Annotated in this window: 23 protein-coding genes; 6 read left to right on the plus strand and 17 right to left on the minus strand. The window is 62.8% G+C overall.

Features of this window, described 5'->3' with window-relative positions; translation table 11 throughout:
• The 9 genes from BM193_RS08200 to rpsP form a co-directional block, all read right to left on the minus strand.
• Window positions 1-819 carry an AraC family transcriptional regulator gene (locus tag BM193_RS08200; protein WP_092798316.1) on the minus strand — a complete coding sequence of 273 codons (819 nt, stop codon included), beginning with the start codon at window positions 817-819 and terminating at the stop codon, window positions 1-3.
• A gap of 95 nt (window positions 820-914) precedes the next feature.
• On the minus strand, window positions 915-1,364 hold the full coding sequence (locus BM193_RS08205; protein WP_092798315.1) for a CBS domain-containing protein: 450 nt from the start codon (window positions 1,362-1,364) through the stop codon (window positions 915-917).
• 81 nt (window positions 1,365-1,445) lie between these two features.
• Window positions 1,446-1,781: a DUF3579 domain-containing protein gene (locus BM193_RS08210; RefSeq protein ID WP_029496213.1), complete on the minus strand. Its 336-nt coding sequence runs from the start codon at window positions 1,779-1,781 to the stop codon at window positions 1,446-1,448.
• Window positions 1,782-2,019: 238 nt separating this feature from the next.
• Window positions 2,020-2,979: a CobD/CbiB family protein gene (locus BM193_RS08215; protein WP_092798314.1), complete on the minus strand. Its 960-nt coding sequence runs from the start codon at window positions 2,977-2,979 to the stop codon at window positions 2,020-2,022.
• A gap of 97 nt (window positions 2,980-3,076) precedes the next feature.
• Entirely contained in the window at window positions 3,077-3,736 is a 660-nt protein-coding gene (locus BM193_RS08220) for a CoA pyrophosphatase (protein WP_092798313.1), read from the minus strand.
• An 81-nt stretch (window positions 3,737-3,817) separates the two neighbouring features.
• Window positions 3,818-4,201 carry a 50S ribosomal protein L19 gene (gene rplS, locus BM193_RS08225; protein ID WP_035825414.1) on the minus strand — a complete coding sequence of 128 codons (384 nt, stop codon included), beginning with the start codon at window positions 4,199-4,201 and terminating at the stop codon, window positions 3,818-3,820.
• A 134-nt stretch (window positions 4,202-4,335) separates the two neighbouring features.
• Window positions 4,336-5,082 (minus strand): tRNA (guanosine(37)-N1)-methyltransferase TrmD, encoded by a 747-nt coding sequence (gene trmD, locus BM193_RS08230; protein ID WP_092798312.1) that lies wholly within the window; start codon window positions 5,080-5,082, stop codon window positions 4,336-4,338.
• A gap of 49 nt (window positions 5,083-5,131) precedes the next feature.
• Window positions 5,132-5,689 carry a ribosome maturation factor RimM gene (rimM, locus tag BM193_RS08235; protein WP_092798311.1) on the minus strand — a complete coding sequence of 186 codons (558 nt, stop codon included), beginning with the start codon at window positions 5,687-5,689 and terminating at the stop codon, window positions 5,132-5,134.
• Window positions 5,690-5,702: 13 nt separating this feature from the next.
• Window positions 5,703-5,954 carry a 30S ribosomal protein S16 gene (gene rpsP / locus BM193_RS08240; protein WP_010395524.1) on the minus strand — a complete coding sequence of 84 codons (252 nt, stop codon included), beginning with the start codon at window positions 5,952-5,954 and terminating at the stop codon, window positions 5,703-5,705.
• Window positions 5,955-6,241: 287 nt separating this feature from the next.
• Between rpsP and BM193_RS08245 the strand changes: the two genes are divergently transcribed.
• Window positions 6,242-6,676: an NINE protein gene (locus tag BM193_RS08245; RefSeq protein ID WP_092798310.1), complete on the plus strand. Its 435-nt coding sequence runs from the start codon at window positions 6,242-6,244 to the stop codon at window positions 6,674-6,676.
• A gap of 135 nt (window positions 6,677-6,811) precedes the next feature.
• Entirely contained in the window at window positions 6,812-7,438 is a 627-nt protein-coding gene (locus tag BM193_RS08250) for a glycine zipper 2TM domain-containing protein (protein WP_092798309.1), read from the plus strand.
• Between the two features lie 141 nt (window positions 7,439-7,579).
• Here the strand turns inward: BM193_RS08250 and BM193_RS08255 are convergent, their stop codons facing one another.
• The 6 genes from BM193_RS08255 to BM193_RS08280 all read right to left on the minus strand — a co-directional run bounded on the left by BM193_RS08255 (window position 7,580) and on the right by BM193_RS08280 (window position 15,264).
• Window positions 7,580-9,370, minus strand: a complete 1,791-nt coding sequence (locus BM193_RS08255; RefSeq protein ID WP_092798308.1) for an acyl-CoA dehydrogenase — start codon at window positions 9,368-9,370, stop codon at window positions 7,580-7,582.
• Between the two features lie 251 nt (window positions 9,371-9,621).
• A complete protein-coding gene (locus BM193_RS08260) occupies window positions 9,622-10,554 on the minus strand; it encodes an electron transfer flavoprotein subunit alpha/FixB family protein (RefSeq protein WP_086145064.1) in 933 nt (310 codons plus the stop codon).
• Between the two features lie 76 nt (window positions 10,555-10,630).
• Window positions 10,631-11,380, minus strand: a complete 750-nt coding sequence (locus tag BM193_RS08265; RefSeq protein WP_076567298.1) for an electron transfer flavoprotein subunit beta/FixA family protein — start codon at window positions 11,378-11,380, stop codon at window positions 10,631-10,633.
• Window positions 11,381-11,622: 242 nt separating this feature from the next.
• Window positions 11,623-11,850 (minus strand): sulfurtransferase TusA family protein, encoded by a 228-nt coding sequence (locus tag BM193_RS08270; RefSeq protein WP_010395510.1) that lies wholly within the window; start codon window positions 11,848-11,850, stop codon window positions 11,623-11,625.
• A gap of 235 nt (window positions 11,851-12,085) precedes the next feature.
• Window positions 12,086-14,698, minus strand: a complete 2,613-nt coding sequence (gene alaS / locus BM193_RS08275; protein WP_092798307.1) for an alanine--tRNA ligase — start codon at window positions 14,696-14,698, stop codon at window positions 12,086-12,088.
• A 119-nt stretch (window positions 14,699-14,817) separates the two neighbouring features.
• The gene (locus BM193_RS08280; protein ID WP_092798306.1) at window positions 14,818-15,264 is read right to left on the minus strand and encodes a Fur family transcriptional regulator; all 447 of its coding nucleotides are present in this window, start codon (window positions 15,262-15,264) and stop codon (window positions 14,818-14,820) included.
• 157 nt (window positions 15,265-15,421) lie between these two features.
• Here BM193_RS08280 and BM193_RS08285 point away from each other — a divergent pair, with 157 nt between their 5' ends.
• The gene (locus tag BM193_RS08285) at window positions 15,422-17,494 is read left to right on the plus strand and encodes a TonB-dependent receptor domain-containing protein (protein WP_175533202.1); all 2,073 of its coding nucleotides are present in this window, start codon (window positions 15,422-15,424) and stop codon (window positions 17,492-17,494) included.
• 115 nt (window positions 17,495-17,609) lie between these two features.
• Here BM193_RS08285 and ugpQ read toward each other — a convergent pair whose 3' ends face one another.
• Complete coding sequence (gene ugpQ / locus BM193_RS08290) at window positions 17,610-18,353, minus strand: glycerophosphodiester phosphodiesterase (protein WP_092798305.1); 744 nt, start codon at window positions 18,351-18,353, stop codon at window positions 17,610-17,612.
• A gap of 200 nt (window positions 18,354-18,553) precedes the next feature.
• Between ugpQ and BM193_RS08295 the strand changes: the two genes are divergently transcribed.
• Window positions 18,554-19,657 (plus strand): sensor histidine kinase, encoded by a 1,104-nt coding sequence (locus BM193_RS08295; protein WP_092798304.1) that lies wholly within the window; start codon window positions 18,554-18,556, stop codon window positions 19,655-19,657.
• Window positions 19,654-20,523: a LytR/AlgR family response regulator transcription factor gene (locus BM193_RS08300; protein WP_092798303.1), complete on the plus strand. Its 870-nt coding sequence runs from the start codon at window positions 19,654-19,656 to the stop codon at window positions 20,521-20,523. The genes BM193_RS08295 and BM193_RS08300 overlap by 4 nt, the downstream gene beginning before the upstream one ends.
• A 141-nt stretch (window positions 20,524-20,664) precedes the next feature.
• Here the strand turns inward: BM193_RS08300 and BM193_RS08305 are convergent, their stop codons facing one another.
• The gene (locus BM193_RS08305) at window positions 20,665-20,991 is read right to left on the minus strand and encodes a hypothetical protein (RefSeq protein ID WP_092798302.1); all 327 of its coding nucleotides are present in this window, start codon (window positions 20,989-20,991) and stop codon (window positions 20,665-20,667) included.
• Between the two features lie 177 nt (window positions 20,992-21,168).
• On the opposite strand from BM193_RS08305, the gene BM193_RS08310 reads away from it, so the two are divergent.
• Entirely contained in the window at window positions 21,169-21,807 is a 639-nt protein-coding gene (locus BM193_RS08310) for a hypothetical protein (protein WP_092798301.1), read from the plus strand.
• Window positions 21,808-21,811: the final 4 nt, after the last annotated feature.

The raw sequence follows: 21,811 nt of genomic DNA on the forward strand, positions 1-21,811 counted from the left end.
TCAAGCTTTCAAGGGCAGCCAGATTTCCACGCCGCCCACGCCGCTGGCCGGGTCGAAATGCTGGTCGTAGCGTTCGAAATCGGGGGCGTCGGCCGCTTGCAGGCCAGACCGGGGCAGCCAGCTGTTCCAGATCGCGTGCCAGGTGGCGCGTATCGTGGAGATATGCCCGCGGTGGCGGAAGACGGCGTAGCGCCGGGCCGCGATGCGCAGCCGCGTCCAGTCGTCGGGCACGCGGGAAAAATCGGCCACGTCCAGCGCGCACAGGTAATCGAAGTTGCCCACGTCGTCATTGTTGCAGCACACGCCATACACGACCTGCCGTGGCGCAGCATGGGGCAGGAAACGCTGCCACAGGGCGGGAATGCCGGCCACAGTTTCCGCGCGATAAGGTGCGGCCAGGCCCGCCAGCAGCAGGGCGGGCCCCTGCTCGAAACGCGGCGCCTCTAGCGGCAGACCGGGCGCGGCATCGAACCTGATGGCGTCCACCAGGGCCAGGTTGGCGACGTGGCGCTGGGCCCGCACCATTTCCGGCGTCACCTTGAATTGCTCGCGGAAGGCGCGCGTAAACGCTTCGTGGGAAGCGTAGCCTGCTGCGAGCGCGACGGCGAGGATATCCTGCGCGCCCTGCGCCAGCGCGCGCGCCGCCTCGCTCAGCCGGCGCGCCCGCACATAGCGCATGACGGAGTAGCCCGTCGCCAGGCCGAAGGCGCGCGTCAGGTGGCAAGGCGAAGCGCCGCCCACGCGGGCAATGTCGTCGAGCGACAGATTGTCCGCGGAATGCGATTCGATATACCAGAGTGCCTTGGCCAGATAGTGCATATGCGCTTCCCATGGAACGAGCAGCGACTGTAGCATTTCCGGATGCGGAGGATTTGACTGGAATTGCGCAATACCGGCAGGTGGCGCAGGGATCCCTACTTGCGCGTGCGCTTTTCCAGCACCAGCTGGCCGCTGCTGATGCGCGCCAGTTCGGCCATCTCCTGGGCCAGGAAGGCCAGCAGGTCGTCGATGCTGACGATGCCGGAAAGACCGCCCAGGCTATTGACCACGGGCAGCCGGCGGATGCCGTTGACGCGCATGCGTTCGATGATTTCGTAGACGTCTTCATCTTCGCTGGCCGTGAGCAGCTGGGCGCTCATGATGTCGCCCACCAGCAGGCTGTCCGGGTCGAGGCCCAGGGCGATGACGGAGATGACGATGTCGCGGTCGGTGAGGATGCCGATGGGCACGCGTTCGCCGTTGGGCTGTTCGGCCACAATCAGGTCGCCCACGTGGTGCTGGCGCATCAGCAGCGCCGCTTGCTGCACGCTGGTGTCACGCTGACAATGAATGGTGTGCAAGGTGCAGATATCGCCGATACGCATGTCGCCACTCCCGCTGCTTCGGAGTATCAACGCTACGCCAGCCCGCCAGCGCAGGCTTGAGGCAGATCAATGAAAGCAGTCTTACTTTTCTTCGGGGGGCGGCAGGAAGCAGGCTTCGACGATCTGCAGGTCGTTATCCTTGGCGAACTCGCGCACGAAGTGAAACGCCATCGGTTCGATCTCGCGCAGCTTGGTGTTGACGACCACGGATTTGACGCCATTGACGACGGTCGGACGCACGTAGGGCGAATACTGGAGGTGCGCATTGCGCCCGCCACCTTCGGGATTGAAACAGGACATCACTCCACAAAGGCGCTCGGCCCAATCGCTGGGTCGGAATTGCTTGCCATTGCTGGTGAGACCAAGGATGAAGAACTCGTCTGAGAGTTCCCCTGTTTTTTGAGATAACTCGGCCATGTGGCTTGTCGGGACTGGATTGCGTGAATGGCCCCGGCGGGTAAGCCGGGCTGGTCGTTCAGTTGTGTAACTGCACTGCGTGTACTGCGGTAAGCCAGTATTATATCTTATAGAAGACTTGGGTTCTACCTCGATCTGCCCTGCCGCTGCAAACAGGGGCCGGCACGCCTTGCGCGCCAGCCCCTATTTTAACCTTGTTCCACGCGCAAGGCGCATGGATGGCGCGTGTGCGCCCGCGTCAGCCGAGGAAAACGGCGCCCGACATCAGCAGCAGCAACAGCATCCACAGCAGCAAGGCGCGCCACACCAGGCCGACCGTGCTCTGCAGTGCGCGCGCGCCCGGCTCTTCGCCGGGCAGGATATCGCTTTCGCTGTCGCTGTCGTCGACGGCCAGGTCGGGCGTGGTCAGCACGCGCGCCGCCGTTTCCGCTGGCGTGCCCAGGCGCACGCCCATGGCGCCGCCGCCGGCCGTCAGGATGATGCCGATGGCCTCGTCCTGCCAGCGCTGGGCGAAATTGCGCCAGGCATAGATGGCATCCTCGAAATTCCCCACCACGGCAAAGGCCACGGCCGTCAGGCGCACGGGGATCCAGTCGATCCAGTAAAAGGCGCGCGCGGCGAACTGGCCGAACGCCTCATTGCGCATGTGCTCGGGCTCGTTCCAGGCGCGCGCCAGGTATTCGGCCACGCGGTACATCACGGCGCAGGCGGGACCGAGCGGCATCAGGAACCAGAAGAAGACGCCAAAGACATTGCGGTGCGTGGTGATCAGGGCTTTTTCGACGGCGATGCGGGCGATCTCGCTCGCCTCCATGCCTACCGTGTCGAGCTTGGTCCACTCGGCCAGCAGGGTACGGGCGGACGCCTCGTCGCCGGCGCTCAGGGCCAGCTGGATCGAGGTGAAATAATGGCTGTAATGGCGAAAACCCAGCGTCAGGTAGACGATGAGGACATTCCAGACAAAGGCCAGCGGGGTCAGCTGGTAATAGCGCAAGAGCCAGTACACGCCGGCCGTCGGCACCATCAGCACGCCGATCATCAGGAACCAGCCCATGCGGCCGTGGGTGGCATGGCCGGCATTGAACCAGGTCTCCATGCGCATCGCCAGGCTCTTGATTTCGGCGTAGATCGGATTGTCCGCGCGCAAAGGTTTGAGCTGCTCGATCAGCAATGCGCAAAGTATGGAGAGAAATGTCATCAAACGTCCTTTTTGTCTTTTTCAGCAATACCGCAATGCCCGCTACGATAGCGCAGTGCAGTGCTGGAATCAAACTTATTACGTGCGGGGCGCCATTTTACGCGCGCAAGAGGTGGAACAGATTGCGCAGCATGCCGGCGGTGGCGCCCCAAATATAAAAGCGCTCGTACGGCATGGCGTAAAACGAGCGCCGTCCGCCCGGCAACTCCACCGACAGGCGCTGGTGGTTGAGGCCATCCATCAGGAAGGCCAGCGGCACTTCGAAGATTTCCGCCACTTCCGACGGGTCGGCGCGCAGTTCGAACGGCGGCGTGACCAGGCCCACCACGGGCGTGACCTGGTAGCCGGTGCCCGTCAGGTAATCGGGCAGGCAGCCGAGCACTTCGACATGCGCGCGCGACAAGCCCACCTCTTCCTCCGTTTCGCGCAGGGCTGTGGCGATGGCCGAGTCATCGAACGGCTCGCTGCGCCCGCCGGGAAAGCTGACCTGCCCCGCGTGGCTGCTCAGGTGATCCGTGCGCATGGTCAGCAGGATGGTCAGGCCCTGCGGGCGCTGCACCAGGGGAATGAGCACGGCGGCGCGCACGGGCACGGCGCGGGCGGAGAGGAAATCCTGGGTCATCTCGGGCTGCCAGTCGGGCGGCGCGGCCAGGCGCTGGCGCAGCCAGTCCGGCGTCAGGCGCGCGGCGTCCAGCGCCGCCTCGCCGGCGATCGAATCGATGGCGAGTTGTTTTGGATCAAATGCGATGGTGGCCATGGCAGCTTGTCCCATTAGCAATTCTAAATAAAAAAAGGGGCACCATAAGCGGTACCCCTTTTCCCAACGCAGACGCTGATATTACGCGCTTGCTTTCGCCACAACGCGGCGGTTTGGCAATTTTTCTTTGATACGCGCCGATTTACCCGAACGCTCACGCAGATAGTACAGCTTGGCGCGGCGAACATCACCACGGCGTTTCACTTCGATCGAAGCGATCAGCGGCGAGTACAGCTGGAACGTACGCTCGACGCCTTCGCCGGACGAGATCTTGCGAACGATGAAGTTCGAGTTCAGGCCACGGTTACGACGGGAGATAACGACGCCTTCGTAAGCCTGGGCGCGCTTGCGCGTGCCTTCGACGACGTTGACGCTGACGATAACGGTATCGCCTGGTGCGAAGTCAGGAATCGATTTACCCAGACGGGCGATCTCTTCTTGCTCTAATTGTTGAATCAAGTCCATTTTTAACACTCCGAAAACCATCATGCCGGCGCACTGTGGATAGCGTGCTATCCGCCCGGTAGAGGATGGGTATTACCAATTTGGGCAACATGCCCGGCACTGCAAGGCCACCCTGCTGGCCGTCCGGAGACGGTTTACAGGCTGGCCAGAAATTTTTCGTCGGTCTTGCTGAGCAAGCCGGCGGCGCGCGCGCTGATCAACAGATCAGGACGCTTTTTCGCGGTCGCTTCCAGCATGCGCTGGCGGCGCCACTTGACGATCTCGGCATGATTACCACCCATCAAGACGGGCGGTACGGCCATGCCTTCGTATGTTTCCGGCCGCGTATAGTGCGGCGAATCGAGCAAGCCATTGACGAAGCTGTCCTCGATGGCCGATGCCTCGGTGTTCAAGACACCCGGCAACAAGCGGATCACCGCATCCATCAGCGCCATGGCGGGCAATTCACCGCCTGACAGGACAAAATCGCCCATGCTGATTTCTTCATCGACACAGCGGTCCAGCAAACGCTGGTCCACCGCCTCATAGCGGCCACACAGGATCACCAGGCCAGGCTCGGCTTTCAACTGCGTGACGCGCGCGTGCGTCAGCGGACGGCCCTGCGGCGACATGAACACCACGCGCGGCGCGGCCAGACCGAGGTCAAGCTGGCGCTGCTTCGCGGCCGTGATCGTCGCCTCGAGCGGACGGGCCATCATCACCATGCCGGGGCCGCCGCCATACGGGCGGTCGTCCACGGTACGGTGATTGTCCGTCGTGAAATCACGGGGATTCCACAGGGACAAGCCACATTTGTTTTGCTCGAAGGCACGTCGGGTCACACCCGACTGCGTCAGCGCGGCAAACATTTCCGGGAACAGGGTCACGACATCAAATTGCATCGTTCACCCTCCTGCAAAGTTTGCCCGGCGCAAGGTAAGCGCAGGCGGTTTAATAATCGAGGCCCCAGTCGACCGTGATCTTCTTGGCGGCCTTGTCAACGTTAATGACAAACTGGCCGACAAACGGGATCAGGCGCTCAGGCGCCTTTTCAGCGGTCTCATCGGCAGTGGCGACGGGAGTAACGCGCAAGATCGATTGCGGACCGTTGCTCATCATGTCGTGCACTGTGCCGAGGCACTCGCCTTGCAAATTCTCAACTGTCAGTCCGATCAGATCGGACCAATAAAATTCATCGGCCGACAGCGTCGGGAAATGGCTACGCGGAATTTGCACAGACACGCCTTTCAGCGCTTCTGCGGCATCCCGCCCGACCACACCCACCAGCTGGGCCACGACGTCGCCGCCGTGTAACTTCGCTTGCCTGACTTGAACGTCGTGCAAGGTCGGTTTATCAAACCACCAGGTTTTGACGCTTAATAATGCATCCGCGTCGTCGGAGAAAGGAGTGATCCTGACCCCGCCAGCAATGCCATAAGCACCGGAGACATAGCCTACCTGTACCAGGTCATCGGGGATTTTCACCCCGGATGCAGTCTTGACCGTCAAACCAGTGATCTAATTAAGCTGCTGCTTTGTTGTTGCTGGCTACCAGGCGAGCAACGGTTGGCGACAATTGTGCGCCAACGCCTTGCCAGTAGGCCAGACGGTCTGCGGTGATACGCAGTGGAACTTCGCCACCTTGCGCCATCGGGTTGTAAAAACCGATACGCTCAATGAAGCGACCATCGCGGCGATTGCGCGAATCAGTAGCGACGATGTTGAAGAACGGGCGCTTCTTGGCGCCTCCACGAGCTAAACGAATAACGACCATAATATTTCCAAAAAGTGTGCTGAGGCGGAAAAAGCCGCAAATTATAGCGCGCTTTACCGCCAGGCAGCAAGCGTTATGATGACGGGCGTGTAATTTGGGCTAATCAAACATTATGACCAGACATCGCCGAAGACGCAATAGGCGCGTGCGCCTATCGTGGCGGCAATGGCGTGAATTGGCCATCAAATGAGGCGACATCATCGCACAATGCCGCATGAAAGTGCTATCGCTGCGTCCGACAATGCGCAATACTGAGCATCTTTACCGATGAGCAACTCTGGAGTCCCATGACCACCACGACCATTTTGCAACAGTCGCACAAGAACAAGGCCTTCACCAGCCTGCTGGCCTTTTTACTGGGCACCGTGGGCGCCCACCGCTTCTACCTGCACGGCGCCAGGGACCGCTGGGGCTGGCTGCACCTGGCCGCCCTGCCCGCCGCCATGCTGCTGCACCAGCTGTTTCCCGAGGCCGACTGGTTTTACCAGATCCTGCCGCTGACCGTGTCGGCGCTGGCCGGCTTCCTCGAAGCACTGGTGCTGGGCTTGATGCCAGACGACAAGTGGGACAGCCGCTACAATGCCGCCTCAAGCCAGCAGTCGGACACGGGCTGGCCGCTGGCCGTGGTACTGGTTGCTACCTTGATGCTAGGCGCGGGCGTCCTGATCGCCACCATGGCGCGCCTGTTCGACTTGCTGTACACGGGCGGCGCCTATGGTTAGTTCCATATGGAAATGACATCAAACGAGGGGCGCCGCACGCACATGTAAGTGTTGGTAAGCAATCATGATTTTCCTCTATACTGCATTCACAATGCCGACATTACTGGCACATTCAACACCCCACAGGAGAAGATCATGATTCGTCGCCCATACCTCATCGCAGTGGCCATTACCGCCCTGTTCAGCACGTCCGCCTTCGCGCAAAACCTGTCGCCCAAGGCGCAATATGCCTACGACACCAAACAGGCGAATACGCGCTATGCGGACGACAAGAAATTGTGCGCAGAAGAAACCAGCTCGAAAGCCCGCATGCAATGCCTGCGCGACGCCAAGGGCGAATACGACCAGGCCATCATCAACGCCAAGGCCGCGCAAAAGGCCGGCAACTCCTACGCCAGCCAGCCTTCCAAACAGCCGCAGCACCAGATCTGCGCCGAGTGCGGCAAGGTCGTGGCCGTGAACGTGGCGGAAAAAGCCGGTGAAGGCGGCGCCCTGGGCATGATCGGCGGCGGCGTGGCCGGCGCCCTGCTGGGCCGCCAGGTAGGCAGCGGACGGGGCAAGGACCTGGCTACCCTGGCCGGCGCCGCGGGCGGCGCCTATGCAGGCAAGCAGGTGGAAGGCCACATGAAGAACGCCAAGACGTGGACCGTGACCGTGCAATACGAAACGGGCGCCAAGGCCGACTTCGCGTTTGACCAGGATCCTGGCCTGGCCGCTGGCGACCTGGTACGCAATTCCGGCAACGGCATCGCCAGAAGGTAAGCTGAACCCAAAAGCAAGGACTGGGGTCGGACCCTGAGGGTCCGACCCCGGCACTTACGTTTGGGGTTAAAAAAAGCGCTGGAGATCACTCTCCAGCGCTTTTTTTTGCATTCAGCCGGCTCCCGCCGGCCCCGCGTCAACTTAAAACTGCTCTTCCGACAGCGCCATCACGCCGGCGCTGCCGTCGATGATGGTGGCGCGCAAGCCCGGCGCCTGCGACAGGATGTGGTCGGCAAAGAAGCGCGCCGTGGCGATTTTCGCGTTGTAGAACGCCGCGTCGCCGCTGCCCTCGCCCAGCTTTTGCTGCGCCGCCACGGCCGCGCGCGCCATTTGCCAGCCGCCCAGCACGATGCCGGCCAGCTTCAGGTACGGCACGCTGCCCGCAAAGACGGCCTTGATGTCCGTCTTCATGTTCGCCACCACATAGTCAACGACCGCTTCCAGGGCCGCGCTGCCTTCGGCCAGGTGGCGCTGCATGGCCTGGAAGTCGGCGCCGGTCAGCTCGCCCAGCTGGGCTTCCGTGGCGCGCACCTGGGCAATGATGGCCTTGGCTACGGCACCGCCGTCGCGCACCGTCTTGCGGCCCACGAGGTCGTTCGCCTGGATGGCCGTCGTGCCTTCGTAGATGGTGAGAATCTTGGCGTCGCGGTAATGCTGGGCCGCACCTGTTTCCTCAATAAAACCCATGCCGCCATGCACCTGCACGCCGTCGCGCGTGACGTCCTGCGACATTTCCGTCGACCAGCCCTTGATGACAGGCACCAGGTATTCATAGGTGGCCAGGCTTTCCGCGCGCACGTCCGCATCCGGATGGTGGTGCGCCACGTCGCTAATGGCCGCGCCCACGTAGGCCAGCGCGCGCGCCGCCTCCGTCTGCGAGCGCATCGACATCAGCATGCGGCGCACGTCCGGGTGGTGGATGATGGACACCGGACCGGCGGAACCGGCCAGGTCGCGCGACTGCACGCGGTCCTTGGCGAACGCCACGGCCTGCTGGTAGGCGCGCTCGGCCAGGCCGATGCCTTGCAGGCCCACGCCGAAGCGGGCCGCGTTCATCATGATGAACATGTATTCGAGGCCGCGGTTTTCCTCGCCCACCAGGGTGCCGATGGCGCCGCCGTGGTCGCCGAATTGCAGCACCGCCGTCGGGCTGGCCTTGATGCCCAGCTTGTGTTCGATGGAAACGCAGTGGGCGTCGTTGCGCGCACCGAGGCTGCCATCCGCGTTGACGAGGAACTTCGGCACGATGAACAGCGAGATGCCTTTCACGCCGGCCGGTGCGTCCGGCGTGCGGGCCAGCACCAGGTGGACGATGTTTTCCGCCATGTCGTGCTCGCCGTACGTGATGAAAATCTTCGTGCCGAACACTTTATAGGTGCCGTCACCCTGCGGCACGGCCCGCGTGCGCACGGCGGCCAGGTCGGACCCCGCTTGCGGCTCCGTCAGATTCATGGTGCCTGTCCACTTGCCCGAGACCAGGTTTTCCAGGTAGGTCGCCTTCTGTTCGTCGCTGCCGGCCGTCAGCAGCGCTTCGATGGCGCCGTCCGACAGCAGGGCGACCAGGGCGAACGAGATGCTGGCCGAGTTGAGCATTTCGATGCACGGCGTGGCCAAGAGCTTGGGCAAGCCCTGGCCGCCGAACTCGGTCGGATGCTGCACGCCCTGCCAGCCCGCTTCGCCATACGCCTTGAACGCTTCCTTGAAGCCTTTCGAGGTGGTGACTTGCCCGTCGTGCCAGAAACTCGGCTCCTTGTCGCTGGGGCCGTTCAAGGGGGCCACCACGCCGCCGCAGAACTTGGCGTTCTCTTCCAGCACGGCTTCGGCCGTGTCGGGCGTGGCGTCTTCGCAGCCCGGCAAAGTGTGGATTTCGGCCAGGCCGGCCAGTTCGTTCATGACGAACAACATGTCTTTCAGCGGGGCTTGATAGCTCATCTATTTCTCCAAGAAAAAAGCCACGCGCGGCTCGCCGTGTGGGGCGGGCCGGCGTGGCTTTGTAGTAAGAGCGTATCCCGGTAGGGGAATACATCAGCAGCAGACAGCCCCTCGAAAGCGGGGACGGCGTTGCTCGTCGTAGCATGGATATCCATGCGTCCTCCTCGCGCCTTGTCCGCGCTTCCGATGAACAATCTGCTGCAGACGCTCCCTACCGGAATACGCTCTACACAAAACCGGATGGGTTTAAATTAACCCAGTTCTTTGACCAGTTGCGGCACGATCTCGAACAGATCGCCCACGATGCCGTAGTCGGCCACGGCAAAGATCGGCGCTTCCGGATCCTTGTTGATGGCGACGATGGTTTTCGAGTCTTTCATGCCGGCCAGATGCTGGATCGCGCCGGAAATACCGACGGCGATGTACAGCGATGGCGCGACGATCTTGCCCGTCTGGCCCACTTGCCAGTCGTTCGGCACGAAGCCGGCGTCGACGGCGGCGCGCGAAGCACCCATGGCGGCGCCCAGCTTGTCGGCCAGCGGCTCGAGGATGTGGAAGTTCTCGGCCGAACCCATGCCACGGCCGCCCGACACGATGATTTTCGCGGCGGTCAGCTCAGGACGGTCGGACTTGGCCAGTTCGCGGCCCACGAAGGCCGATTTGCCATTGTCGGCCACGGCGGCGACGGTTTCGGTGGCGGCCGAACCGCCGGTGGCGGCGGCGGCGTCGAAACCGGTGGTGCGCACGGTGATGACCTTGACCTTGTCGCCAGATTGCACGGTGGCAATGGCGTTACCGGCGTAGATCGGGCGCTCGAAGGTATCCGGGGAATCGACCTTGGTGATTTCCGAGATTTGCGCCACGTCCAGCTTGGCGGCCACGCGCGGCAGGATGTTCTTGCCGTAGGCCGTGGCTGGCGCCAGGATGTGGCTGTAGTTGCCGGCGATGGCCAGCACTTGCTCGGCCACGTTTTCGGCCAGGCCGTCGGCGAAGTATGGCGCGTCGGCCACGATGACTTTCGTCACGCCGGCGATTTGCGCGGCGGCAGCGGCGGCGGCCGAGGCGTTCGAACCAGCGACGAGCACGTGCACGTCGCCGCCGCACTGGGCGGCCGCGGTCACGGTGTGGTGGGTGCTGCCCTTTAAGGTAGCGTTGTCGTGTTCAGCAATAACTAATGCGACCATGATTATTCCTAGTAGTGTGCAAGTGCCGGGGGTCGGACCTTCCAGGTCTGACCCCAGTTTTTGTCTTGGGGTATGTTTAAATAACCTTGGCTTCGGTACGCAGCTTGGCGACCAGGGTGGCCACGTCTGCTACCTTGATGCCGGCCGAGCGCTTGGCCGGCTCGACGACTTTCAGGGTCTTCAGGCGTGGCGCGACGTCGACGCCCAGGTCTTCCGGCTTGACGGTTTCCAGCGGCTTTTTCTTTGCCTTCATGATGTTCGGCAAGGTCACATAGCGTGGCTCGTTCAGGCGCAGGTCGGTGGTGATGATCGCTGGCAAGGTCAACGCCAGGGTTTCCAGGCCGCCGTCGACTTCGCGCGTGACGGTGACTTTGCCGTCTTCCAGCACGACTTTCGAGGCGAACGTGGCTTGCGGCCAACCCAGCAGGGCTGCCAGCATCTGGCCGGTCTGGTTGCTGTCGTCATCGATGGCTTGCTTGCCCAGAATGATCAGTTGCGGCTGTTCTTTCTCTGCCAGCGACTTCACCAGCTTGGCCACGGCCAGCGGTTCCAGTTCGGTCGTCGTTTCCACCAAGATGCCGCGGTCGGCGCCGATGGCCATGGCGGTGCGCAGGGTTTCCTGGCACTGCGTCACGCCGCAGGAGATGGCGACCACTTCAGTGACCTTGCCGGCTTCTTTCAGGCGCATCGCTTCTTCCAGAGCGATCTCATCGAAAGGGTTCATCGACATTTTGACGTTGGCGGTATCGACGCCAGTGCCGTCACTCTTGACGCGGACTTTGACGTTATAGTCGACCACGCGTTTGACGGGTACCAAGACTTTCATAGCTATGCCTTTGGGAAATTATAAAAATGACGGATCAAGTGCTGATTGTGCGTTTGATTATAAGAGAAATTTGAATCTTGAACCGAATTTAAGCACGATCGTGCGATTTTTTGTTAGAGCAATCCATCTAAACTGGCCAGCCTCGGTGTGTTTGGGGAGTGTGCCGCTACGCTGCAGGGCAGCAAAAGTGCCTGCGCGGAAAGGAAAACCCGGCCGCGCCACGGCGGCCCAGGTCGGCAGGATTACTTGCGCTGCATCAGGAAGACGAACTCGGTGCCCGTCTGCACGTGCGACAGCAGGGCATTGCCCGTTTGCTTGGCGAAAGCCTGGAAGTCGCGCACGGAACCGGGATCGGTTGCCATGATGCGCAGCACTTCGCCGCTTTGCAGCTCTGACAAAGCCTTCTTCGCCTTCAGAATCGGCAAGGGGCAATTCAAGCCCCGCGCGTCGAGTTCTTTGTGAAATTCCATAATCTCGGTATCAAGTAGTGTGTCGCTCATCATCAATATCCCACCATTTTTGTTGTACTGATTTTCGACATACTACTCTAAATCAGGGGCATTGACGCGCTGCACCAAAATAGTTCATCGGCTGTTGTGGTGTCACAACGGGATTCCAAAAGAAATAACGGCCCGCAAACACCATCTGCGGGCCGTTTTCAAGAGGCTGTGGGGCGAACACCCCGCATGCCTGCTAGCTTACGCCTTATTTCGCGCGTTCGCCGACCCAGGCCGGCACGCCGGCCAGGGCGTTCGCCAGGCCGCTCGGATCGGTGCCGCCGGCCTGCGCCATATCGGGGCGTCCGCCGCCTTTTCCGCCCACTTGCTGTGCAACGAAGTTCACCAGCTCGCCCGCCTTGACCCTGGTAGTCGCGTCGGCCGTGACGCCGGCGATCAGGCTGACCTTGCCGTCGGCCACGCTGGCCAGCACGATGGCGGCCGTCTTCAGCTTGTCCTTCAGCTTGTCCATGGTTTCGCGCAAGCGGGCCACGTCGGCGCCATCGAGCACGGCCGCCAGCACCTTGATGCCGTTGACATCGACGGCTTGCGTGACCAGTTCATCGCCCTGGCCCGAGGCCAGTTTCGATTTCAGCGCGGCCAGTTCCTTCTCCAGCGCCTTCACGTGGTCCTGCACCTGAACGATGCGGGCCGTCAATTCTTCCGGCTGCGCCTTCAGGGCGTTGGCCGCTTCGACCAGGCGGCGGTTGATGGTTTGCACCAGCGCCAGCGCGCCCTCGCCCGTCACCGCTTCGACGCGGCGGATGCCGGCGGCCACGCCGCTTTCGCCGATGATCTTGAACAGGCCGATATCGCCCGTGCGCTGCACGTGGACGCCGCCGCACAGCTCTTTCGAACTGCCGATGTCGAGCACGCGCACTTCGTCGCCGTATTTCTCGCCGAACAGGGCCATCGCGCCATGCTTGACGGCATCGTCAAACGACATCAAATGGGCTTGCGTGGCGCGGTTTTCCAGGATTTCCTTGTTGACGATGGTTTCCACGGCGGCGATCTGCTCGGCCGTCATCGGCGCATTGTGGCTGAAGTCGAAACGGGTCTTGTCCGGATCGACCAGCGAGCCCTTTTGCGCCACGTGGCTGCCCAGCACTTCGCGCAAGGCCTTGTGCATCAAGTGCGTGGCCGAGTGGTTGCGGATGGTGCGCGCGCGCTTGGCCGTGTCGACTTCCGCCGAGACGGCGTCGCCCACCTTCAGCACGCCCGACTCGAGCACGCCGTGGTGGCCGAACACGTCGGCCTGGATTTTCAGGGTGTCGCTGACGGCGAAGCTGCCCGCGCCCGAGGCGATCACGCCCTGGTCGCCCACCTGGCCGCCCGATTCCGCGTAGAACGGCGTGGTGTCGAGCACGACGATGCCCGCTTCACCGGCTTTCAGTTCCTGCACGGGCGTGCCGGCCGCGTACAGCGCCACGACCTTGCTGCTGAACGTCAACTGATCGTAGCCGACGAATTTGTTTTTCTCGCCCGTGTACTCGACCTTGCTGTCCTTGTGCGTCTTGCCGCCCTTGCGCGACAGTTCCTGGCTTTCCTTCAGGGCCGCGTCGTAGCCGGCCTGGTCGAACGTGATGTCGCGTTCGCGGCAGATGTCGGCCGTCAGGTCCGGCGGGAAGCCGTAGGTTTCGTACAGGGTAAACGCGGTGGCGCCGTCGATGCCCGTGGCATCCTTGGCCAGCTGCGCTTCCAGCACTTTCATGCCCGTTTCCAGGGTTTCGCCGAAACGCTCTTCCTCGGCCTTCAGCATGCTGGCGACGTTGTCCTTCGCTTCTTCCAGCTCCGGATAGGCGCCGCCCATCTCGATGGCCAGATCGGCCACCAGCTTGTAGAAGAACGGTTTCGTCTGGCCCAGCTTGTGGCCATGGCGCAGGGCGCGGCGGATGATGCGGCGCAACACATAGGCGCGGCCTTCGCTGCCCGGGATGATGCCGTCGACGATCATGAAGGCGGCGGCGCGGATGTGGTCGGCGATCACGCGCAGCGACTTGTTTTCCAGGTCCGTGGCGCCCGTTTCGCGCGCGGCGGCGCGGATCAGGTGCTGGAACAGGTCGATTTCATAGTTCGAATGCACGTGCTGCAGCACGGCGGCCAGGCGCTCCATGCCCATGCCCGTGTCCACGCACGGCTTCGGCAGCTTGTGCATGACGCCCGCTTCGTCGCGGTTGAACTGCATGAACACCAGGTTCCAGATTTCAATGAAGCGGTCGCCGTCTTCGTCAGGCGAGCCCGGCGGGCCGCCAGGAATGTCGGCGCCGTGGTCGTAGAAGATTTCCGTGCACGGACCGCATGGGCCCGTGTCAGCCATCTGCCAGAAATTGTCGGACGCGTAGCGCGAGCCCTTGTTGTCGCCGATGCGGATGATGCGCTCGACAGGCACGCCGATTTCCTTGGCCCAGATGTCGTACGCTTCGTCATCTTCGATGTAGACGGTGACGGTCAGCTTGTCGGCCGGCAAGCCATATACCTTGGTCAGCAGTTCCCATGCGTACTGGATCGCGTCGCGCTTGAAATAGTCGCCGAAGCTGAAGTTGCCCAGCATTTCAAAGAACGTATGGTGGCGCGCCGTGTAGCCGACGTTTTCCAGGTCGTTGTGCTTGCCGCCGGCGCGCACGCAGCGCTGCACCGAGGTGGCGCGCGTGTACGGACGGCTGTCCGTGCCCGTAAACACGTCCTTGAACTGCACCATGCCGCTGTTCGTCAACAGCAAGGTCGGATCGTTGCCTGGCACCAGGGAGCTGGAACGGACGATGGAATGGCCCTTGGACTCGAAAAATTTGAGGAACTTGTCGCGGATTTCAGTTGATTTCATGTTTTTTTGGCAAAGAGTGGCGGCAGCTTTAAAGGAAGGATTATACGTGATATGGGGTGCGGCAATGACGGCGGGCACGGGCATTGTTGCGCACGTGCCAACATCAATCGCCTGCCCGCTCAGGCCGGGTCGTGGCCGCTGGCGCAGGCGTGCGGTGGGGTCCCTGCGGCGGGCACCGTGGCACCGGCGGCCGCATTGCAGTCGGCGCAGCGGCCGTACAGGGTCAGCTCGTGGCGCTCGACAACAAAGCCTTGCGGAGCCATGCGCTTCAAATCACCGGGGCAATCATGCACGTCGAAGACGCGCTGGCACGTGGTGCACTGGAAATGGTGGTGGTGGTGATTGGCAGCCGTGTTCGACTCGTAGCGCGGATTTTCACCCGGCAATGTCACCACGTGCACCTTTTCTTCCAGCACCAGGGACTTCAAATTGCGGTAAACCGTGGCGATGCCCAGCTGCGTCACCTGCAAGCTGGCCTGTTCGAGGATTTCCTGCGCCGACAGGGGGCGCTGGGCCGACTCGATGGCGGCTTGAATGGCGGTTTTTTGACGTGTTGTGCGTTCCATAGCCGACAGAATACACCATCCGCCTGCATCCACCGCCCGGAAAAACTCTCCCACAGTAATGATAATGGGTTATCATTATCATCTTAGGGCAGCCATTTAGCTGTCACGCGCTGCCCCAACCCTGCCCACACCGATAGCCGATAAGGAATTCTTGCCCATGTCCGTCCGTCCTCACCAACCCACTCCCCTGGCGCTGGCCATCATGCTGGCCTTTGCCGCTCCCGCCGGCGCCCTGGCGCAGCAGGCGACAACCTTGCCTGCCGTCACCGTTTCGGCCAGCGCGCTGGCCCTGGGCAGCGACGACATGAGCACGCCCGTCACCGTGCTGGAAGGCGAGGAACTGGTGCGCGCCCGCGAGGCGACCCTCGGTGAAACCCTGGCCGGCCAGCCCGGCATCACGTCCAGCCATTTCGGCGCCGGCGCCAGCCGTCCCATCATCCGCGGCATGGATGGCCCCCGTGTGAAAATACTGTCCGATGGTGCCGAAGTGCAGGATGCGTCGACCATCAGCCCCGACCATGCCGTGGCGGCCGAACCGATGCTGTCGGAACAGATTGAAGTCTTGCGCGGCCCGTCCGCCCTGGCCTACGGCGGCGGCGCCGTCGGCGGCGTCGTCAATGTGATCGACAAGAAAATCCCTACCCGCGTGCCAGCCAAGGGGTTTGAAGGCAGCGCGGAAGTGCGCGCCAACTCGGCGGCGCGCGACAAGGCGGGCGCCTTTGAAGTGACTGGCGGCTCCGGCAACATCGCCTTCCACGCGGAAGGCGTCAAGCGCGACGCGAAGGAATACAAGGTCGGCAGCGGCTGGGAAGGCGGTTCCAGGGTGGCCGGCAGCTACAACAAGACGGACACAGGCAGCGTGGGCGTGTCGTGGGTAGGTCAGCGCGGTTTCCTGGGCCTGGCCTTCACCAGCCAGCACGCGGAATACGGCTTGCCTGGCCACAACCACGAATTCGAGAGCTGCCATCCGCACGGCACGCATTTGCATTGCGGCGGCCACGAGGGCCACGGCCATGGCGACGAAGACGAAGAACATGACCACGACCACGAAGACGGCGCCGTGCCGTACGTGAAACTCAAGAGCGAGCGCTGGGACGTGCGCGGCGAATTGCGCGATCCCGTGCCCGGCTTCGCCAAGCTGCGCCTGCGCGCGTCGTTTACCGATTACCAGCACGACGAAATCGAAGGCACGGAAATCGCCACCACATTTAAAAACAAGGGCCACGACGCGCGCCTGGAAATGGAACACCATCCCGTCTTCGGCTGGCGCGGGGTGGTCGGCCTGCAAACGTCGAAGCGCGATTTCTCCGCCCTGGGCGAGGAAGCCTACGTGGCGCCGACAGTTACGAAGAAGCACGCGGCCTTCCTGGTGGAGGAATACAAGCTCGATCAATGGCGCTTCGAAGCGGGCTTGCGCCACGAATGGCAAGATATCGCCGTCGACAGCGCCACCCTGCAAGACCGCAGCGCCAAGGGCACCTCGGTCTCGCTGGGCGCCGTGTGGAAGTTCGCGCCGCAGTATTCGCTGGGCTCGACCATTTCCCGCACGCACCGCCTGCCCAGCGCCGAGGAACTGTATGCGCACGGCGTGCACATGGCCACGGCCACGTATGAGCTGGGCAATGAGAACCTGGGCAAGGAAACGTCGAACAATATCGATTTGACCCTGCGCAAATATGCGGGCGCCACGACTTTCTCGGCCAGTGCCTACCGCAACAAGGTCGATAACTACATCTTCGGCAGCACGCTGGACAGCCACGAAGGCTTCCAGCTGATCCAGTACGCCCAGCGCGACGCCACGTTCACGGGCGTGGAAGGGCAAGTGCGCCAGCAATTGACCCCCATGGTCGGCGCCAGCGTGTTCGGCGATTACGTGCGGGCCAAGCTGGCCGACGGTGGCGCAGGTAACAATAACAACTTGCCGCGCATCCCCGCCCAGCGCGTCGGCGTGAAGGTGGACGCCAACTGGCAGGCGTGGAGCGGCGTGGCCGAGTTCTACCGCGTGGGCAAGCAAGACAAGGTGGCCGCGTTCGAAACGGCCACCCCGGGCTACAACATGCTCAACCTGTCCGCCAACTACGATACCCGCATCGGCACCACGCCGGCGCAGTTCTACATCAAGGCGAACAACCTGACGAATGCACTGGCCTACAGCCACACCTCGTTCATCAAGAATGCGGCACCATTGATGGGGCGCAACTTGACGGTGGGAATGCGCGTGACCTTTTAATGCTTGACTAAACGGCAACTGCTGGGGTCAGACCCGTCCGGGGGAATTTTTTCCAATGGGGAAAATTCCACTCCCGAAGGGACTGACCCCGGATTTCCGCTGAGTATGCATCGTATTATTCCGTCGCCGCGATCAAATCGATCCTGTCCGTGCAAAAGCCGTCCACGCCCCAGCCCAGCAGTTCGCTGGCCCGTTCGGGCGTATTGACGGTGTAGCAGAACAGCCCGTATCCCGCCTCCTTGACCTCTCGCGCCAATTCCGGCGTCAGTTGCCCATGGTCGCAATGAATCGCCACCACCTCCAGCTGCTTCGCCGTGTTCGCCCAGTCGTCCGGTATCTGTTCGACCAGCCAGCCGCGCGCCAGTTCCGGCGCCGCCTGGCGCGCCGCTTCCAGGGCGGCGATGCTGAAGGAGGACAACAGCGGCAGCAATTCGCCAGCCGCGATTTCCTGCGCAAAATAATCGCGCGTGGCGCGCGCCACCGTGTCGCCCGTCGGCGCATCGAAACCGGGTGCCGGCTTGATCTCGATATTCATCCAGATGTGCTGCGCCTTGCAATACGCCAGCACGGCGTCGAAGGTGGGCACGCCCTCGCCCGCGAACTGCGGGCCGAACCAGGCGCCCGCCTCCATCGTCCCCAGCTGCGCGGCCGTGTAATCGCTGACGGCGCCGCTGCCAGCCACCGTGCGCCCCAGTACCGGGTCGTGCACGACGACGGGCACGCCGTCGGCCGCCAGCATGACGTCGAACTCCACGGCGCGGTAGCCGTAGGCAAGGCCGCAGCGCAGGGCGGCCAAGGTATTTTCAGGCGCCAGAATACCGCCGCCGCGGTGCGCCAGGATGCGTGGGTAAGGCCACATGGGTTTTCCTTTATTGCGAATAGTTGTCGATCCAGACAGCTTTGTCATACTATCTCGTGCAGCGGCCACCGTGTAAGGGACGCGATCAGGCGATTGGCGCCACGTCCGCCCCGTTTCGTCGCAGCGCCATTGCGTGCATCCGCAGCTTCGCCGAATATGGCCGCACAAGCAACCCAATCGCCACCTGAAAGCTGTTCCGCATGCACACCACCGACACCGCCCCGCGCAAGACAGGCTTTCCCTACCGGCGCCTGCTGGCCGATGCGCGCTATGCGCTGCTGCTCAACGTCCTGTGTGCCGTCTTCATCACCTACGTGCTGAGCGGAGGACAAAGCTTCTGGCTCAACCTGCTTGCCTCCATGTGCATCGGCGGCATCGTCTTCCTGCTGATCGACGGCATCCGCCTGGCATGGTGGGGCGAGGACCGACGCGCCCCCTTGCTGCCTTTCACCATCCTCGTCATCGCCAGCGCCGCCGTGGCGCAGGTGGCCGGCACCATGCTGTTCGGCTGGCTGGCACATATCGACGTTCCCGCGCCCATCGCCATCTCGTCGCGCAACGTCGGCATGACGGTGTTCACGCTGGCGGCGGCGGGCGCAGCCATCCTGTTCTTTGGCAGCCGGGAAAAGATTGCACGTCTTCGCATGGAAGCGGCGCAAGAAAAAGCCCGTGCCGAATCCGTGGCGCGCCAGGCCATGCAGGCCCAGCTGCAATTGCTGCAGGCGCAGATCGAGCCGCACATGCTGTTCAATACCCTGGCCAACCTGCAGGGGCTGATCAGCTTTGATCCGGAACGGGCCCAGCTGCTGCTTGACCAGCTGATCCAGTATCTGCGCGCCACGCTCAGCTCCTCGCGCGCCGGCGCCACCACCCTGGCGCAGGAGTTTTCCCTCATGCAAGCCTACCTGGGCCTGATGGCGATCCGCATGGGCGCGCGCCTGACGTATGCGCTGGACTTGCCCGATGACTTGCGCCAGATCAAGGTGCCCCCCATGCTGCTGCAACCGCTGGTGGAGAACGCCATCCAGCACGGACTGGAACCGAAGATCGAAGGCGGCCATATCCATGTGCAGGCATCCATCGACAGCGGCATGCTGACCCTCACCGTCAGCGACGACGGCCTGGGCCTTGATCACCCTGGCCAGACCAAGGGCACGCAGCTGGGCGTGGCGAATATCCGCGAACGGCTACAGGCCATGCATGGCGACCTGGCCAGCCTGTCGCTGAGCGCCAACGAGCCGGCAGGCGCGACCGCCCGCCTGACCTTTCCTTTCCACACTACCACCACGAGCCCCCTGCCATGACCAAGCAAGTTCCGCGCGCCCTCATCGCCGAAGACGAACCCATCCTCGCCGCCGCCCTCGCGCACGCCTTGCAGCGGCTGTGGCCGGAACTCGACATCGTCGCCACCTGCCCGAATGGCGTGGAGGCCTTGCGCCAGGGACTGGCGCTGCAACCCGACATCCTCTTTCTTGACATCAAGATGCCGGGCAAGACAGGGCTGGAAGCGGCCGAGGAACTGGCCGAGCAATGGCCCGCTGGCACGCCGTTCCCGCACATCGTCTTCGTCACCGCGTACGATGAATACGCGCTGGCCGCCTTCGAGCACGCGGCCGCCGATTATGTCTTAAAACCCGTCAACGATGCCCGCCTTGGCAAGACAGTGGAACGCCTGCAGCAGCGCTTGCGCGATAGCCATGCGGCACTGGCCGCGCCATCGGCGTCCATAGCAGCGGCAACGCCGGCAGATTCGGCAAGGCACGCCGTCGCCCCCAGCCTGGCCAGCAGCGATGACAAGCTGGCCCATTTGCTGGCCCAACTGCAGGCGCTGACGCCACCGGCCCCGCGCCTGCAGATGATACGGGCGGCCGTGGGCAACAGCGTGCGCATGATCGCGCTGGCCGACGTCGTGTATTTCGAGGCGCTGGACAAATACATCAACGTCGTCTGCCGCGACAGCGAAGCACTGATCCGCACCAGCCTGAAGGAACTCCTGCCCCAGCTGGACCCGCAGCAATTCTGGCAAATCCACCGGGGCACCATCGTCAACGCCAGCGCCATCGCCAGCGCCGTGCGCGACGAGGCGGGCAAGCTGTCGCTGACCTTGCGCCAGCACGGGGCGCAGCTACGCGTCAGCCCGCTATATGCCCATCTGTTCCGCCAGATGTAAAACGGTGACAAGTCCGCACAGAACCGCAGCGAGCGGCAGTGCATAGGGGCAGAGAAGCGCAGTTGTGCGAATGCGCGGGACACCCATTGCGAGAGCATCGCCGGCCGCACATCACGACGCGCAGCAGCTTTTGACAGCTGTTTAATGTAACTGGTGCTTCAGGTCCGACAGTTCATCATGGACCTTGAGCACGGCGCGCTGCATTTCCGGCGTCAGGCCGGAGGCCGTGCCGCAAGCCTTCTTGGCGCGGTCGCCCAGGGATTCCATCTGGTCAACGACTTGGCGGATGCGCGCATCGTCGTGCGTGTCGATGGCTTGCCGTACGGCGCTCTTCTGCTGATCGAGCTGGTTGATGCAATCCTTCAAATCCATCGGCATGCCCTGCTCCTTGCCGCACAGCTGCGCCGCCTGGCCGATCGCCTGCTCGATGGCGCCGAAACGCCGTGCCACTTCATTTGCCTGCAACATGGTGACCTCCTGTTCGCGTGGTATCCGGGTTGGATCACCAGGCTGGCGCAGGGTTCCCCGCCGACCGTCATCGCCTTGAAATTTCCATGTGGCACTTTTATGTAAGCGCTTGTGACATTCCAGATAATTATCAAATACTTCAGATACATTGGCGTACCTAAACAGCCATGCCTGCCCATGACCACGCTTTCGACACTTCCACGCCGCGCGCCCGGCCTGCTGCTGGTCGCCGTGCTGCATCTGGCACTGCTCTACGCGTTCCTGCAGTCACGGCCCCGGCATGGGGTGGACGACACGCCCCGGGGCCCGGCAATTCAATGGCTGCGCCACACGGCGCCGGCACCGGTCAAGCCCACCATCGCGCCCGCGCCACGGCCGGCCGAAAAAGTCGTCATCGTGCGCCAGGCCGCGCCCATCTCCGTGCCGCGTCCCGCGCCATCGGTCCCGGCGGAAGCTGCGCCGGCGCCGGCGCCGCAGGCGGAAACGCCAATGCCTGGCAGACCCCGCGCGGCCGATATCCTGGCGCAGGCAAAACGCGACGTGGGCAAGATCGACAAGGATTTGCGCAAGGAGTTTCCGCAGCGCGGCGAGCAAAAATTCGAGGACACGGCGTACAAGCGCATGCAGCAAGGCTTTGCCGACGCCTACGCGGCCGTGCCGCCGAAATGGTACGAGGCGTCGAAAATCGAGGAAGTGGGCGCGAATGCGGCCAGGGGCAGCCGCACGTATAAAATCACCAGCGCGCTGGGCACCTTGTGCGTGACCACGGGCGCCGGCAAGAATGGGGAAACGATGATCGGCAACTGCCCCAAATAGCCGC

The sequence above is a fragment of the Janthinobacterium sp. 344 genome, from assembly GCF_900112025.1.
In the GTDB taxonomy this organism is placed as follows: domain Bacteria; phylum Pseudomonadota; class Gammaproteobacteria; order Burkholderiales; family Burkholderiaceae_D; genus Janthinobacterium.

Excerpts from the sequence above, each read along its gene's own strand:
- BM193_RS08270 (WP_010395510.1), bottom strand. The coding sequence starts at position 11,850 with ATGGAATTTCACAAAGAACTCGACGCGCGGGGCTTGAATTGCCCCTTG.
- alaS (WP_092798307.1), bottom strand. The coding sequence starts at position 14,698 with ATGAAATCAACTGAAATCCGCGACAAGTTCCTCAAATTTTTCGAGTCC.
- BM193_RS08265 (WP_076567298.1), bottom strand. The coding sequence starts at position 11,380 with ATGAAAGTCTTGGTACCCGTCAAACGCGTGGTCGACTATAACGTCAAA.
- BM193_RS08210 (WP_029496213.1), bottom strand. The coding sequence starts at position 1,781 with ATGGCCGAGTTATCTCAAAAAACAGGGGAACTCTCAGACGAGTTCTTC.
- trmD (WP_092798312.1), bottom strand. The coding sequence starts at position 5,082 with ATGCAATTTGATGTCGTGACCCTGTTCCCGGAAATGTTTGCCGCGCTG.
- BM193_RS08255 (WP_092798308.1), bottom strand. The coding sequence starts at position 9,370 with ATGAGCTATCAAGCCCCGCTGAAAGACATGTTGTTCGTCATGAACGAA.
- BM193_RS08205 (WP_092798315.1), bottom strand. The coding sequence starts at position 1,364 with ATGCGTATCGGCGATATCTGCACCTTGCACACCATTCATTGTCAGCGT.
- BM193_RS08245 (WP_092798310.1), top strand. The coding sequence starts at position 6,242 with ATGACCACCACGACCATTTTGCAACAGTCGCACAAGAACAAGGCCTTC.
- BM193_RS08250 (WP_092798309.1), top strand. The coding sequence starts at position 6,812 with ATGATTCGTCGCCCATACCTCATCGCAGTGGCCATTACCGCCCTGTTC.
- BM193_RS08300 (WP_092798303.1), top strand. The coding sequence starts at position 19,654 with ATGACCAAGCAAGTTCCGCGCGCCCTCATCGCCGAAGACGAACCCATC.
- BM193_RS08220 (WP_092798313.1), bottom strand. The coding sequence starts at position 3,736 with ATGGCCACCATCGCATTTGATCCAAAACAACTCGCCATCGATTCGATC.
- BM193_RS08280 (WP_092798306.1), bottom strand. The coding sequence starts at position 15,264 with ATGGAACGCACAACACGTCAAAAAACCGCCATTCAAGCCGCCATCGAG.
- rplS (WP_035825414.1), bottom strand. The coding sequence starts at position 4,201 with ATGGACTTGATTCAACAATTAGAGCAAGAAGAGATCGCCCGTCTGGGT.
- BM193_RS08305 (WP_092798302.1), bottom strand. The coding sequence starts at position 20,991 with ATGTTGCAGGCAAATGAAGTGGCACGGCGTTTCGGCGCCATCGAGCAG.
- BM193_RS08310 (WP_092798301.1), top strand. The coding sequence starts at position 21,169 with ATGACCACGCTTTCGACACTTCCACGCCGCGCGCCCGGCCTGCTGCTG.
- ugpQ (WP_092798305.1), bottom strand. The coding sequence starts at position 18,353 with ATGTGGCCTTACCCACGCATCCTGGCGCACCGCGGCGGCGGTATTCTG.
- BM193_RS08200 (WP_092798316.1), bottom strand. The coding sequence starts at position 819 with ATGCACTATCTGGCCAAGGCACTCTGGTATATCGAATCGCATTCCGCG.
- BM193_RS08285 (WP_175533202.1), top strand. The coding sequence starts at position 15,422 with ATGTCCGTCCGTCCTCACCAACCCACTCCCCTGGCGCTGGCCATCATG.
- BM193_RS08295 (WP_092798304.1), top strand. The coding sequence starts at position 18,554 with ATGCACACCACCGACACCGCCCCGCGCAAGACAGGCTTTCCCTACCGG.
- rpsP (WP_010395524.1), bottom strand. The coding sequence starts at position 5,954 with ATGGTCGTTATTCGTTTAGCTCGTGGAGGCGCCAAGAAGCGCCCGTTC.
- BM193_RS08260 (WP_086145064.1), bottom strand. The coding sequence starts at position 10,554 with ATGGTCGCATTAGTTATTGCTGAACACGACAACGCTACCTTAAAGGGC.
- BM193_RS08215 (WP_092798314.1), bottom strand. The coding sequence starts at position 2,979 with ATGACATTTCTCTCCATACTTTGCGCATTGCTGATCGAGCAGCTCAAA.